The sequence below is a fragment of the Candidatus Kosakonia sp. 282A-S69 genome, from assembly GCF_029433855.1.
GTDB classification, from domain to species: Bacteria; Pseudomonadota; Gammaproteobacteria; order Enterobacterales; family Enterobacteriaceae; genus Kosakonia; species Kosakonia cowanii_A.
On the sequence record NZ_JAROAU010000003.1, the window covers coordinates 343,067 to 357,628 of the forward strand.

The 14,562-nt window shown below is 55.8% G+C and carries 12 protein-coding genes; 10 read left to right on the forward strand and 2 right to left on the reverse strand.

Features of this window, described 5'->3' with window-relative positions; genetic code table 11:
* Complete coding sequence (gene speA / locus PU683_RS07305; RefSeq protein WP_277170856.1) at window positions 1-1,977, forward strand: biosynthetic arginine decarboxylase; 1,977 nt, start codon at window positions 1-3, stop codon at window positions 1,975-1,977.
* Between the two features lie 117 nt (window positions 1,978-2,094).
* Here the strand turns inward: speA and loiP are convergent, their stop codons facing one another.
* Window positions 2,095-2,853, reverse strand: a complete 759-nt coding sequence (loiP, locus tag PU683_RS07310; protein ID WP_277170857.1) for a metalloprotease LoiP — start codon at window positions 2,851-2,853, stop codon at window positions 2,095-2,097.
* Window positions 2,854-3,129: 276 nt separating this feature from the next.
* On the opposite strand from loiP, the gene tkt reads away from it, so the two are divergent.
* The 8 genes from tkt (at window position 3,130) to PU683_RS07350 (ending at window position 12,586) form a co-directional block, all read left to right on the forward strand.
* Window positions 3,130-5,121 (forward strand): transketolase, encoded by a 1,992-nt coding sequence (tkt, locus tag PU683_RS07315; RefSeq protein WP_277170858.1) that lies wholly within the window; start codon window positions 3,130-3,132, stop codon window positions 5,119-5,121.
* 232 nt (window positions 5,122-5,353) lie between these two features.
* Window positions 5,354-6,103 (forward strand): phage antirepressor KilAC domain-containing protein, encoded by a 750-nt coding sequence (locus tag PU683_RS07320; protein WP_277170859.1) that lies wholly within the window; start codon window positions 5,354-5,356, stop codon window positions 6,101-6,103.
* 411 nt (window positions 6,104-6,514) lie between these two features.
* Window positions 6,515-7,534, forward strand: coding sequence for an erythrose-4-phosphate dehydrogenase (gene epd, locus PU683_RS07325; protein WP_277170860.1), 1,020 nt, complete (start codon window positions 6,515-6,517; stop codon window positions 7,532-7,534).
* 47 nt (window positions 7,535-7,581) lie between these two features.
* Window positions 7,582-8,745 carry a phosphoglycerate kinase gene (gene pgk, locus PU683_RS07330; protein WP_277170861.1) on the forward strand — a complete coding sequence of 388 codons (1,164 nt, stop codon included), beginning with the start codon at window positions 7,582-7,584 and terminating at the stop codon, window positions 8,743-8,745.
* Window positions 8,746-8,831: 86 nt separating this feature from the next.
* Window positions 8,832-9,911 (forward strand): class II fructose-bisphosphate aldolase, encoded by a 1,080-nt coding sequence (gene fbaA / locus PU683_RS07335; RefSeq protein WP_277170862.1) that lies wholly within the window; start codon window positions 8,832-8,834, stop codon window positions 9,909-9,911.
* A 187-nt stretch (window positions 9,912-10,098) separates the two neighbouring features.
* Window positions 10,099-10,959 carry a small-conductance mechanosensitive channel MscS gene (gene mscS, locus PU683_RS07340; RefSeq protein ID WP_277170863.1) on the forward strand — a complete coding sequence of 287 codons (861 nt, stop codon included), beginning with the start codon at window positions 10,099-10,101 and terminating at the stop codon, window positions 10,957-10,959.
* A 139-nt stretch (window positions 10,960-11,098) separates the two neighbouring features.
* Window positions 11,099-11,734: an arginine exporter ArgO gene (argO, locus tag PU683_RS07345; RefSeq protein WP_277170864.1), complete on the forward strand. Its 636-nt coding sequence runs from the start codon at window positions 11,099-11,101 to the stop codon at window positions 11,732-11,734.
* Window positions 11,735-11,827: 93 nt separating this feature from the next.
* Window positions 11,828-12,586, forward strand: coding sequence for an oxidative stress defense protein (locus tag PU683_RS07350; protein WP_023480810.1), 759 nt, complete (start codon window positions 11,828-11,830; stop codon window positions 12,584-12,586).
* Window positions 12,587-12,625: 39 nt separating this feature from the next.
* Here the strand turns inward: PU683_RS07350 and argP are convergent, their stop codons facing one another.
* Window positions 12,626-13,519, reverse strand: coding sequence for a DNA-binding transcriptional regulator ArgP (argP, locus tag PU683_RS07355; protein ID WP_023480875.1), 894 nt, complete (start codon window positions 13,517-13,519; stop codon window positions 12,626-12,628).
* A gap of 162 nt (window positions 13,520-13,681) precedes the next feature.
* On the opposite strand from argP, the gene rpiA reads away from it, so the two are divergent.
* On the forward strand, window positions 13,682-14,341 hold the full coding sequence (gene rpiA / locus PU683_RS07360; protein WP_277170865.1) for a ribose-5-phosphate isomerase RpiA: 660 nt from the start codon (window positions 13,682-13,684) through the stop codon (window positions 14,339-14,341).
* The last annotated feature ends 221 nt before the right edge of the window (window positions 14,342-14,562 follow it).

Genomic DNA, 14,562 nt, shown 5'->3' on the forward strand with positions numbered 1-14,562 from the left:
ATGTCTGACGACATCTCTTCTGTTTCGCCTTCGTCAGCAGGCGAACAAGGTGCACTACGTTCCATGCAGGAGGTAGCGATGAGCTCCCAGGAAGCCAGCAAGATGCTACGTACTTACAATATTGCCTGGTGGGGCAATAACTACTACGACGTCAACGAACTTGGCCACATCAGCGTGTGCCCGGATCCGGATGTTCCCGAGGCGCGTGTCGATCTGGCAGAGCTGGTGAAAGCGCGTGAAGCGCAGGGCCAGCGTTTACCGGCGCTCTTCTGCTTCCCACAGATCCTGCAACATCGTCTGCGTTCAATTAACGCCGCGTTCAAACGTGCGCGTGAATCCTATGGCTATAACGGCGACTACTTCCTGGTTTACCCGATTAAGGTGAACCAGCACCGTCGCGTTATTGAATCTCTGATCCACTCCGGCGAACCGCTGGGGCTGGAAGCGGGTTCAAAAGCGGAACTGATGGCGGTGCTTGCCCATGCGGGCATGACCCGTTCGGTGATCGTCTGTAACGGCTATAAAGACCGTGAATACATCCGCCTGGCGCTGATTGGCGAGAAGATGGGCCACAAGGTCTATCTGGTGATCGAGAAGATGAGCGAAATCGCTATCGTGCTGGAAGAAGCCGAGCGTCTGAACGTGATCCCACGCCTTGGTGTGCGTGCGCGTCTGGCATCGCAAGGCTCCGGCAAGTGGCAATCCTCCGGGGGGGAAAAGTCGAAATTCGGCTTAGCGGCGACGCAGGTGCTGCAACTGGTTGAGATCCTGCGCGAGCGCGGTCGTCTGGACAGTATTCAGCTGCTGCACTTCCACCTCGGTTCGCAGATGGCCAATATTCGTGATATCGCCACCGGCGTGCGTGAATCGGCCCGTTTCTACGTTGAGCTGCACAAGCTGGGAGTGAACATTCAGTGCTTCGACGTTGGCGGTGGCCTGGGTGTGGATTATGAAGGCACCCGTTCGCAATCTGACTGCTCCGTTAACTACGGCCTGAACGAGTACGCCAACAACATTATCTGGGCGATTGGCGACGCCTGCGACGAGCACGGTTTGCCGCACCCGACGGTGATCACCGAATCGGGACGCGCGGTCACCGCGCACCATACGGTGCTGGTCTCCAATATTATCGGCGTTGAGCGCAACGAATACACTCCGGCTATTCCGCCGGCAGAGGATGCGCCGCGCGCGCTGCAAAGCATGTGGGAAACCTGGCAGGAGATGCATGAGCCGGGCACGCGCCGTTCGCTGCGCGAGTGGCTGCATGACAGCCAGATGGATCTGCACGATATTCACGTCGGTTACTCCTCTGGTGCCTTTAGCCTGCAAGAGCGCGCGTGGGCTGAGCAGCTCTACCTCAATATGTGCCATGAAGTGCAGAAGCAGCTCGATCCGAGCAACCGCGCGCACCGTCCGATTATCGATGAACTGCAGGAGCGTATGGCGGACAAGATGTACGTCAACTTCTCGCTGTTCCAGTCGATGCCGGATGCGTGGGGTATCGATCAGCTCTTCCCGGTACTGCCGCTGGAAGGGTTGAATCATGCGCCGGAGCGCCGCGCAGTGCTGCTCGATATTACCTGTGATTCTGACGGTGCTATCGATCACTATGTCGATGGCGATGGTATTGCCACAACGATGCCGATGCCGGAGTACGATCCGGAGAACCCGCCGATGCTGGGCTTCTTTATGGTTGGCGCCTATCAGGAGATCCTCGGCAACATGCACAACCTGTTCGGCGATACCGAAGCGGTTGACGTGTTTGTCTTCCCGGATGGCAGCGTGGAAGTGGAGCTCTCTGACGAAGGCGATACCGTGGCCGATATGCTGCAATATGTGCAGCTCGATCCAGGCAAGCTGTTAACCCAGTTCCGCGATCAGGTCAAAGAGACTGGGCTGGACGATGCGCTGCAGCAGCAGTTCCTTGAAGAGTTCGAAGCGGGTCTCTACGGTTACACCTATCTTGAGGATGAGTGACCTCTTCTTAAGGCGTAAGCCGTAATGAAATTGATCCCCTCCCGCCAGCTGGCGCGAGGGGATTTTTTTATCTGCGACAGGGTGTAATAAAAAGGAGGCAAGCGCCTCCTTTATTGATTACTTAATGCCGTCTGCGGCCATACGGTCGCGAATATGCTGAGCACGGGCTTCTGAAGCCGGGTGGTCGTCAAACATCGAGCTTTGACGGCCCTGGTCCATCTTCGCCAGCTTTTCGAAGCTGGTGGCTAAGCCGACCGGGTTGATGCCGCGCTTGCGCAGCAGATCGTAAGAGTAGTCATCCGCTTCCGACTCCTGACGCTGGGAGAACTGCGAGTTCACCAGTTTCTCCCCGAGCGCGCCAAGCTGTGACTGGGACAGGCTGCCGACGATGCCGCCCGCTGAGGCTGCCGCTGCACGCACCGCATTGGTGCCGAGCGCCACCTGCATCCCCTTCTTCACGTGGCCGAGCGCAACGTGGCCCATTTCGTGACCAATCACCGCCTCGACTTCATTGTCGTTCATCATATCCATCAGGCCGCTGTAAACGCGGATACAGCCGTTCGCCATGGCAAAGGCGTTGACGTCTTTAGTGACATAAACCTTGTAGTTCACCGGCTGGCCGTTGATGTTGTCGCCAAGGGCGGCGGCAATTTTGCTCAGACGCTGGCTATATTCGCTGCTGGCAGGTGCGATGGTCGCTTTGCTGTCCATCTGCTTACAGGCGTCGTCGCTCAGGGCTTTGACCTGCGCATCGCTCAGGGTATAAGCCTGAAAGGCTTCCGCACCGGAGTTGAGAAAACCGTTTGAATCCATGTTCTGACAACCGGCTAGCAGGGCTGTCATTCCCAGAGCAAGGAGGGCTGGGCGAATTTTCATTTATTATCTTCCGCAATGGTTGAGTCATTTTTACCCCGCCGTACATCTACACGAGAGGGCGGTGAGTGCCAGTATAAAGAAGAGAGTGTTGGACGGGCGAGGAGATTGCGCAACTTGCGAGCGGCTTCCAGAGATTTCTGAAGCGCAAAAGGATGCTCCATGTACATGATTACCCGCTTGGGTTACATTGTTGGCACTTTTTTCCGGCGTAGCCCAAAACGCGCTGTCGTCAAGTCGTTACGGGATTAGCCCTTAACAGTCCGATCTGGAGTCAAAATGTCCTCACGTAAAGAGCTTGCCAATGCTATTCGTGCGCTGAGCATGGACGCGGTACAGAAAGCCAAATCCGGTCACCCGGGAGCCCCTATGGGCATGGCAGACATCGCCGAAGTGTTATGGCGTGATTTCCTGAACCATAACCCGACGAATCCTGCATGGGCTGACCGCGACCGCTTTGTGCTGTCCAATGGTCACGGCTCGATGCTGATCTACAGCCTGCTGCACCTCACCGGCTACGATCTGCCGATTACCGAACTGCAAAACTTCCGCCAGCTGCACTCCAAAACGCCGGGTCACCCGGAAGTGGGTTACACCGCGGGCGTTGAAACCACCACCGGCCCGCTGGGGCAGGGGATTGCAAACGCAGTCGGTATGGCGATTGCCGAGAAGACGCTGGCCGCACAGTTCAACCGTCCGGGTCACGACATTGTTGACCACTTCACCTACGCCTTTATGGGCGACGGCTGCATGATGGAAGGCATCTCCCACGAAGCCTGCTCGCTGGCCGGTACGCTGAAGCTGGGCAAACTCGTTGCGTTCTATGACGACAACGGCATCTCTATTGATGGGCATGTTGAAGGCTGGTTCACCGACGATACCGCAAAACGCTTTGAAGCCTACGGCTGGCACGTTGTTCGCGGCGTAGACGGCCACGATGCCGATGCCATCAAACGCGCCGTTGAAGAAGCACGCAGCGTCACCGACAAACCGTCGCTGCTGATGTGCAAAACCATTATCGGTTTCGGCTCGCCGAACAAAGCCGGCACCCACGACTCCCACGGTGCGCCGCTGGGCGACGCGGAAGTGGCGCTGACCCGCGAACAGCTGGGCTGGAAACACGCTCCGTTTGAGATCCCGTCTGAGATTTATGCGCAGTGGGATGCGAAAGAAGTTGGTCAGGCTAAAGAGTCTGCGTGGAACGAGAAGTTCGCGGCTTACGCGAAAGCGTTCCCTGAACTGGCTGCCGAGTTTACTCGTCGTATGAAAGGCGAGATGCCGGACGATTTCGCGGCAAAAGCTAACGAGTTTATTGCCAAACTGCAGGCAAACCCGGCGAAAATCGCCAGCCGTAAAGCCTCACAAAACGCTATCGAAGCGTTTGGCCCGCTGCTGCCGGAGTTCCTCGGTGGTTCCGCTGACCTCGCGCCTTCTAACCTGACCCTGTGGTCCGGCTCGAAAGCGATCAATGAAGATGCCGCAGGCAACTACATTCACTACGGCGTGCGCGAGTTCGGCATGACCGCAATTGCCAACGGTATCTCTCTGCACGGCGGTTTCGTGCCGTACACCTCCACTTTCCTGATGTTCGTCGAGTATGCGCGTAACGCGGTACGTATGGCGGCGCTGATGAAGCAGCGTCAGGTGCTGGTTTACACCCACGACTCTATCGGTCTGGGTGAAGATGGCCCGACGCACCAGCCGGTCGAGCAGGTCGCTTCTCTGCGCCTGACCCCGAACGTCAGCACCTGGCGTCCGTGTGATCAGGTGGAATCTGCGGTTGCGTGGAAATATGGCGTTGAGCGTCACGACGGCCCGACGGCGCTGATCCTCTCCCGCCAGAACCTGGCGCAGCAGGAGCGTACCGGGCAGCAGCTGGCGGATATCGCTCGCGGTGGTTACGTGCTGAAAGATTGTGACGGTCAGCCACAGCTGATCTTCATCGCCACCGGTTCTGAAGTGGAGCTGGCCGTTGCTGCATGGGAACGTCTGACGGCTGAAGGTGTGAAAGCGCGCGTGGTCTCCATGCCCTCTACCGACACCTTTGACAAGCAGGATGCGGCCTATCGTGAAGCGGTGCTGCCGAAAGCGGTCAGCGCGCGCGTGGCGGTAGAAGCCGGCATCGCCGACTTCTGGTGCAAGTACACCGGCCTGAACGGCGCAGTGGTTGGCATGACCACCTTTGGTGAGTCTGCGCCGGCAGAGCAGCTGTTCGAAGAGTTTGGCTTCACCGTGGATAACGTGGTCGCTAAAGCGAAAGAGCTGCTGTAATCCTCATTGCCCGGTAACGTTTCGCTTACCGGGCCTGCACTATCCCGTGCCGGAGCAGGCGTTATTGCGCTCCGGCACGTCTACATTCTGACCTTACCGCTCTCTCTCTTTTTTTACTGAACGCTCCAAAAACACCCTTGATCTATGTGTAAAAAATATACTGGATATCTATCCAGTAAGTTGTATACTATTTCCTCACCTTGACTGATGTGAGTTTGAGTAAGGAGTGAACATGGTGATCTCTGGTGAACATCTCAATTCGCAGGCTGCCGCGACGACCATCAGCAGCCGCGAAATCGCGAAGCTGACGGGCGTAACCCATGCCGAAGTTAAACGGATGGTTAAAAGCCTGGAAACTGCGCAACGTCTTTCCCAGCCGGTAAGCGCCAATGCTTACGAGCGCGAGGGCGAAATGCGGCAGGAGTTTTTGCTTAATAAGCGCGACTCACTGTTGACGGTTTCACGCCTTTCTCCTGCCTTTACTGCTGAAATGCTCGATCGCTGGCAGGAGCGCGAAAAAAGCGTCGGCTTGCCGGACTTTACTAATCCTGCCGCGGCGGCGCGTGCCTGGGCGGAGCAGTATGAAAAACGCCAGCGTGCGGAGGCGCAGCTTGCCATTACCGCGCCAAAAGCGGAGTTTTTCGACCAGTACGTGCGGGTTGAAGAGTCGCTCGGTTTTCGCCAGCTGTGCAAAATGCTGCGCGTGAAAGAGCCGCAGTTCCGCCGCTTTTTGCTGGAGCGCAATATTATGCAGCGGGTTAACGGCACGCTGATGCCGCCGCAGTACCATATCGATGCGGGCTACTTCACCGTGCATGGCGGCGTGGGCGAAAACAGCCATAGCTGGTCGCAGGCGCGCTTCACCGCGAAGGGCGTCAAATGGGTGGCCGATCTGTGGGCGAAAGAGCTCTCTTCGCTGCCGGTCGAAATGCCGCGCGCGGATCGCACTGAGCCGCAGGTGCCGGAGCGCAGCTGGTTTTAGGCCGCGTTTAGTGCACCCTTTCCTAGCGCAGAAGCGGGGGAGTGAAACGGGGGCGGCTTAGCTCCGATCGATCCACTCTGTTTAATGATTCGCAACACGCTCTCCCGTCTGATAAACCAGCATGGACGCTTTTTCCTCCCTCTCGTTAGCTTCTCTTCCCTGCCTTAACTTCCGCCTTATGTCGGCAATTATTCCAGTAAAAATGTGATGCAAGTCAGATTACTGGTGAATCCGTCTGGACAATCATTCCTTTTATTCCGGCTTTCGCTTATTCTAGCTGAACCGTTTCAGTCGATTAAATGTTCGACAAATAAGCAAACAGACGCAGTTCAGGCAGGCGAGGATTCCCCTCAGGTGGCGACTGGATTACTCTGTCATCCACTTCAGGCGGGCTGGCCTTGCAGGAGAGTTATGAGCCTACGCATAGCGATTAATGGTTTTGGTCGCATCGGGCGCAACGTGGTTCGGGCACTGTACGAATCGGGGCGTCGCGCCGAGATCACCGTGGTGGCAATCAATGAATTGGCGGACGCCGCGGGCATCGCGCATCTGCTGAAGTATGACACCAGCCACGGGCGTTTTGCCTGGGACGTGCGCCAGGAGCGGGAACAGCTGTTTATTGGCGACGATGCGATTCGCATCCTGCACGAAAGCGAGATTTCTGCGCTGCCGTGGCGCGAACTGGGCGTTGATATCGTGCTTGATTGCACCGGCGTCTATGGCAGCCGTGAAGATGGCGAAACCCACCTCGAGGCAGGCGCGAAAAAAGTACTCTTCTCCCATCCCGGCAGCAGCGATCTCGACGCAACCATCGTATTTGGCGTGAACCATCTGACGCTGCGTCCTGAAGATCACCTTGTCTCCAACGCCTCCTGTACCACGAATTGCATTATTCCGGTGATTAAGCTGCTCGACGAGGCTTACGGCATTGAGTGGGGAACGGTAACGACCATTCACTCGGCGATGCACGATCAGCAGGTGATTGACGCCTACCATGCCGATCTGCGCCGTACGCGCGCAGCCAGCCAGTCAATTATCCCGGTCGATACCAAGCTGGCGGCGGGCATCTCGCGTATTTTCCCCCAGTTTAATGACAAATTCGAAGCGATTGCGGTGCGCGTACCGACGATTAACGTCACCGCCATTGATTTAAGCGTAACGGTGAAAAAGCCGGTAAAAGCGAGTGAAGTCAACCAGTTGCTGCAAAAAGCAGCGCAGGGAACATTTCATGGTATAGTTGACTATACGGAATTACCGTTGGTCTCAATTGATTTTAACCACGATCCGCACAGCGCCATTGTCGATGGCACGCAAACCCGGGTCAGTGGTTCGCACCTGATTAAAACCCTTGTGTGGTGCGACAACGAATGGGGCTTTGCTAACCGCATGCTCGACACAACGTTAGCAATAGCTGCAGTGAGTTTCAGGTAAGGCACGCGAGTGTCTACAAAACTTAAGAATCATCGAGAGGATTCACCATGTCTGTAATTAAGATGACCGATCTGGATCTGGCTGGTAAACGCGTTCTAATCCGTGCGGATCTGAACGTACCGGTTAAAGAAGGGAAAGTGACCAGCGATGCGCGTATTCGTGCTTCTCTGCCGACCATCGAACTGGCGCTGAAGCAGGGCGCGAAAGTGATGGTAACGTCTCACCTGGGTCGCCCGACCGAAGGTGAATACAACGAAGAATTCTCTCTGCTTCCGGTAGTTAACTATCTGAAAGACAAACTCTCCAACCCGGTTCGCCTGGCAAAAGATTACCTGGACGGCGTTGAAATCGCTGCCGGTGAGCTGGTCGTGCTGGAAAACGTACGCTTCAACAAAGGCGAGAAAAAAGACGACGAAACGCTGGCGAAGAAATATGCCGCGCTGTGCGATGTCTTTGTGATGGACGCCTTTGGTACTGCGCATCGTGCGCAGGCTTCGACTCACGGCGTAGGCAAATTTGCTGATGTTGCGTGCGCAGGCCCGCTGCTGGCAGAAGAGCTGGACGCGCTGGGTAAAGCACTGAAAGAGCCGGCTCGCCCGATGGTTGCTATCGTTGGCGGTTCCAAAGTCTCAACCAAACTGACCGTGCTGGACTCCCTGTCCAAAATCGCCGATCAGCTGATCGTTGGTGGCGGCATCGCCAACACCTTCGTTGCGGCCCAGGGTCATAACGTTGGTAAATCCCTGTACGAAGCAGATCTGGTTGACGAAGCCAAACGTCTGCTGAACACCTGCGATATCCCGGTTCCGACAGACGTGCGCGTGGCGACGGAGTTCTCCGAAACTGCCAACGCGACGCTGAAATCCGTTAATGACATCAAAGATGATGAGCAAATTCTGGATTTGGGCGACGTTTCCGCGCAGAAGCTGGCTGAAATCCTGAAAAACGCCAAAACTATTCTGTGGAATGGTCCGGTTGGCGTCTTTGAGTTCCCGAACTTCCGTAAAGGTACCGAAATCGTGGCGAATGCCATCGCTGACAGCGATGCGTTCTCCATCGCAGGCGGCGGCGACACGCTGGCTGCTATCGATCTGTTCGGTATCGCTGACAAGATCTCCTACATCTCCACTGGCGGTGGCGCATTCCTCGAATTCGTGGAAGGCAAAGTTCTGCCGGCAGTAGCCATGCTCGAAGAGCGCGCTAAGAAGTAAGATCAGCAGGGCGGGGCAACCCGCCTTAATTTCAGCGCGCTAAAAGGCACGCATTTTTCCAGGCCAAAGATACAGGACTACGTAACATGTCTAAAATTTTTGATTTCGTAAAACCTGGCGTGATCACTGGTGATGACGTTCAGAAAGTGTTCCAGGTAGCTAAAGAAAACAACTTCGCTCTGCCGGCAGTTAACTGCGTGGGCACTGACTCCATCAACGCCGTTCTGGAAGCCGCTGCGAAAGTTCGCGCGCCGGTTATCGTACAGTTCTCTAACGGCGGCGCTGCATTCATCGCCGGCAAAGGCGTGAAAACGGACGTTCCGCAGGGCGCGGCTATTCTGGGTGCTATCTCTGGCGCGCATCATGTTCACCAGATGGCAGAACACTACGGTGTGCCGGTCATTCTGCACACTGACCACTGCGCGAAAAAACTGCTGCCGTGGATCGACGGCCTGCTGGACGCGGGTGAAAAACACTTTGCTGCGACCGGTAAACCGCTCTTCTCTTCTCACATGATCGACCTGTCTGAAGAGTCCCTGGAAGAGAACATCGAGATCTGCTCTAAGTACCTGGAGCGCATGTCCAAAATGGGCATGACCCTTGAGATCGAACTGGGCTGCACCGGCGGCGAAGAAGATGGCGTCGACAACAGCCATATGGACGCATCTGCTCTCTACACCCAGCCAGAAGATGTGGATTACGCTTACACCAAGCTGAACGCCATCAGCCCGCGTTTCACCATCGCCGCTTCCTTCGGTAACGTGCACGGCGTTTACAAGCCAGGTAACGTTAAACTGACCCCTACTATCCTGCGCGACTCTCAGGAGTTTGTTTCCAAAAAACACAACCTGCCGCACAACAGCCTGAACTTCGTATTCCACGGCGGTTCCGGTTCTTCTGAGCAGGAAATCAAAGACTCCGTAAGCTACGGCGTTATCAAAATGAACATCGATACCGACACCCAATGGGCAACCTGGAACGGTATCCTGAAGTACTACAAAGATAACGAAGGCTACCTGCAGAGCCAGCTGGGCAACCCGAAAGGCGAAGACCAGCCGAACAAGAAATACTACGATCCGCGCGTATGGCTGCGTGCAGCGCAGACCAGCATGGTAACGCGTCTGGAGCAGGCATTTAAAGAGCTGAACGCCGTAGACGTTCTGTAATTTACGCCGCTCTTTTCCGAAAAGGCCCGCATTTTGCGGGCTTTTTTATTGCGAATTCAACAAGCTGCTATTCATCCGTTGACGTTAACTATTTGGCGAAAGCGCCTTTTTTTGTTTACCCTTTAGAGGGCTGTCCTTTTGGCAAGGGGCGTTTTTTCCATTCTGGAACAATAGAAGGAAGCACAATATGGAAGATCTTCACGTTGTCGATAGCATCAACAACGCAGGCTCGTGGCTGGTAAACAACCAGGCGCTGCTGTTGAGCTACGCCGTCAATATCGTGGCGGCTATCGCCATCATCATCGTCGGTATGATTGTGGCGCGTATTATCTCCAACGCCGCCAACCGGGTGATGCGTGCAAGACATATTGACGCCACCGTTGCGGACTTCCTCTCCGCGCTGGTGCGCTACGGTATTATCGCGTTCACCCTGATTGCCGCGCTGGGACGCGTCGGTGTACAAACGGCATCGGTTATCGCGGTACTTGGTGCCGCCGGCCTGGCCATTGGCCTGGCGCTGCAGGGATCGCTCTCGAACCTCGCGGCAGGCGTGCTGCTGGTGACCTTCCGTCCGTTCCGCTCTGGCGAGTATGTGGATCTGGGCGGCGTGGCCGGCACGGTATTGCAGGTGCAGATTTTCTCAACCACCCTGCGCACGATTGATGGGCGAATTATTGTTGTCCCGAACGGTAAAATCATCGCGGGCAACATCGTCAACTTCTCTCGCGAGCCGGTGCGCCGTAACGAGCTGATCATTGGCGTGGCGTATGATTCAGATATCGACCACGTTAAGCGAGTGCTTAATGACATCATCCAGGCTGACGAGCGCATCCTGAAAGATCGCGACATCACCGTACGGCTGAATGAACTGGGTGCATCATCGATCAACTTTGTGGTGCGAATCTGGAGCAAAAGCAGCGATTTGCAAAACGTCTACTGGGACGTGCTTGAGACCATTAAGCGCCGCTTCGATGAGGAAGGTATTAGCTTCCCGTACCCGCAAATGGACGTGAATTTCAAACGGGTCAAAGATAACGCTGACCAGTAACGATAAGGCCGACACTGTCGGCCTTTTTTGTCCCTGTCGTCATTAGTCTGGTTAATGGCAGATTAAAATTATCAATTTCACCTAATAATTTCAGCGAGGTATAGTCAGCTTCCTGCAATAAACCGAATGGATATACGACGTGTTATCTTATTATTTACAAGGGCTTATGCTCGGCGCAGCCCTGATTTTGCCGCTGGGGCCGCAAAATGCGTTTGTCATGAACCAGGGCATCCGTCGGCAGTATCACATCATGACCGCGCTACTCTGCACCCTGAGTGATGTTGCGCTGATTTGCGCCGGCGTATTTGGCGGTAGTGCCTTATTGATGCAGTCGCCGTGGTTGCTGGCCCTGGTCACCTGGGGTGGGGTGCTGTTTCTGCTGTGGTACGGCTTCGGCGCGCTGAAAACCGCTTTCGCCCGTAATATTGATCTGGAAAATGCACAGGCGCTTCGCCAGGGACGTGGGCAGATTATCGCGACTATGCTGGCCGTCACCTGGCTCAATCCGCATGTCTATCTCGATACCTTCGTGGTGCTCGGCAGCCTTGGCGGGCAGCTGGCAGAGTTGCCGAAACGCTGGTTTGCCCTCGGCACCATTAGCGCCTCTTTTCTCTGGTTCTTCAGCCTTGCGCTACTGGCCGCCTGGCTTGCACCGCGCTTGCGCACCGCCGCGGCGCAGCGGGTTATTAATATCCTGGTGGGGCTGGTGATGTGGTTTATCGCGCTGAAACTGGCGGCGGAAGGTGTGAACCATTTGCAAGGATTATTCAGTTAAGGTAAGTCCGATGGACAATCAGGCGTAAGCGGCTAAGCTTGCTGCCAGGCGTCCGTGCAACAGGACGTAATTGAGTAACATGGAGGAGTACCTGTGAAACGTAAAGTGATAGCCCTGGCGGCAATGGTAGGTTTCAGCGCAATGGCGGTTCAGGCCAGTGAGTTGCCGGATGGCCCGCACATTGTCACGACGGGTACGGCAAGCGTGGACGCGACCCCCGATATCGCCACCCTGGCGATTGAAGTGAACGTCGCCGCGAAAGATGCGGCCTCAGCCAAGAAGCAGGCGGACGATCGCGTTGCGCAATACCTGAGCTTCCTTGAGCAAAATGGTATCGCCCGTAAAGATATCAACTCTGCGAACTTACGCACCCAGCCCGATTACGACTACCAGAATGGCAAAAGCATTCTGAAAGGCTATCGTGCCGTGCGCACCGTGGAAGTGACGCTGCGCGAGCTGGATAAGCTTAACTCGCTGCTTGATGGCGCGCTGAAAGCGGGTCTTAACGAAATTCGCTCCGTCTCGCTGGGCGTTGCGCAATCAGAATCGTTTAAAGATAAAGCCCGTAAGGCGGCGATTGATGACGCGACCCGTCAGGCGCAGCAGCTGGCTGCCGGTTTCAATGCCAAACTGGGCCCGGTCTATAGCGTTCGTTACCATGTCTCTAACTATCAGCCGAGCCCGATGGTGCGCATGATGAAAGCCGATGCGCCAGCCGAATCTGCTGCCCAGGAGACCTACGAACAGCCGACCATTCAGTTTGACGATCAGGTTGATGTGGTCTTCCAGATTGAGCCTAATCAGGCGCAACAACAGCAGCAACAGCCGCAGTCAACGCCAGCCGCGAAGTAACGCTGGCTTCCCTCTCCTCATCCGGGGAGAGGGTCTCTCTTAATCCTGTCGCAATACCCGATGACCGAACGCCAGCAGGGCGTCGGTGACGTTGCGCATCATTCTGCTTTCCGGCGCAAAGCGGTGCCAGTAGAGCATACGGCGCTGCAGCAGACCCGGTGTCAGATCGATAAGCTCACCGCTGGCCAGCTCTTTTTCAATCTGCAGATGTGGGATCATGCAGCAGGTTGTTCCCTGGCGCGCCAGCTGCACAAAGGCTTCTGATGAGTTGACGATATGGCAGGGGACGCTGCCGGGGGGCAGATCGAAATATTGCTGCAAAAAGGCCTGGTGCATATCGTCGAGATGGTCAAACGCCACCGCAGGCGCTTTCAGCAGCGCGGATCGGGTCACCCCGTTGGGGAAGTAGCGTTCGGCAAACTCTTTCGAGCCGACAAACAGGTAATCGAGCGCGCCCAGTTTATCCACCAGGCAGCTTGGCAGCGCCTGAGGCTGGATACTCACCGCGCCAACCACTTCACCGCGACGCAGGCGCTCCTGGGTGCGGGTTTCATCTTCCACCTGCAAGTTGAGGCGAATCGGGGAGTCGACCAGAACCGGCGCGAGTGCGGGCAGCAGCCAGGTCGCCAGACTGTCGGCGTTGACCGCCAGCGATAGCAGCAGCGGCGTAGAGCCCGTCTGCTCATCGCCCAGCCACTCCTCTTCCAGCAGTTCAACCTGACGCAATAGCGCCAGCAGTTTTTGCCCCTGCTCGGTAGGACGTGGCGGAACGGTACGCACCAGCAGTGGCTGCCCGAACATGTTCTCCAGTTGCTTGATGCGCTGCGACACGGCGGACTGAGTAATACAGAGCTTTTGCGCAGCACGCTCAAACCCACGCTCACGGATAACTGCATCAAGTGCCTGTAATGTTCTGTAGTCCGGACGTTTCATTGCTCGGGCAATCTCCTGAAAAATAGACTTTCGCACTATGACATAAATTTTCCGTCGTGGCAGACGAAATTGGTTGTCCTGTATTGTGACACAGGTCACAGGGACTTTTCGGCAGAGCCTATTTATAATGCGCCTGAAATTTCACACCACAGGCGAACGACCATGACGCAGGATGAACTCAAAAAAGCAGTGGGCTGGGCAGCACTTCACTATGTTGAACCCGGCACCATTGTCGGCGTAGGCACCGGCTCCACCGCGGCACACTTTATTGACGCGCTGGGTACCATGAAAGGGCAGATCGAAGGCGCGGTTTCCAGTTCGGATGCTTCCACCGAGAAGCTGAAAAGCTTAGGCATTACCGTTTTCGATCTTAACGCAGTCGATCGCCTGGGGATCTACGTTGACGGCGCGGATGAGATCAACGACCAGATGCAGATGATCAAAGGCGGCGGCGCGGCCCTGACCCGCGAGAAGATCATCGCCTCGGTGGCGGATAAGTTTATCTGTATTGCGGATGCCTCAAAGCAGGTGCCGATCCTCGGCACATTTCCGCTGCCGGTTGAAGTGATTCCAATGGCGCGAAGCGCAGTCGCGCGCTCACTGGCCAGGCTCGGCGGTCGCCCGGAGTATCGCCAGAATGTGGTGACGGATAACGGCAACGTCATCCTTGATGTCTATGGTCTGGAAATTCTCGATCCCATCGCGATGGAGAACACCATCAACAATATTCCCGGTGTCGTCACGGTGGGCTTATTCGCTATTCGCGGCGCTGACGTGGCGCTGATCGGCACCGAAGATGGCGTTAAAACCATCGTGAAATGATCTGACCGGGAGGCCGCCGTCTCCCGGGAAAAATCTGTGATCGTTAAATTTGGTGATATCTGTCACGTTTTACCCCTTCATCTCGCATCCCTGCCGCGAGCCTCTGCTTTTGCAGCATTTTTCTCTGTCATTTCCCGCTGGATGAGATCTCTTCAGAGCGGTGACGCAAACGTTCATATTGCCGCGATAGTTTTTTTTGATATGTTGGCTAACGCGGTTTT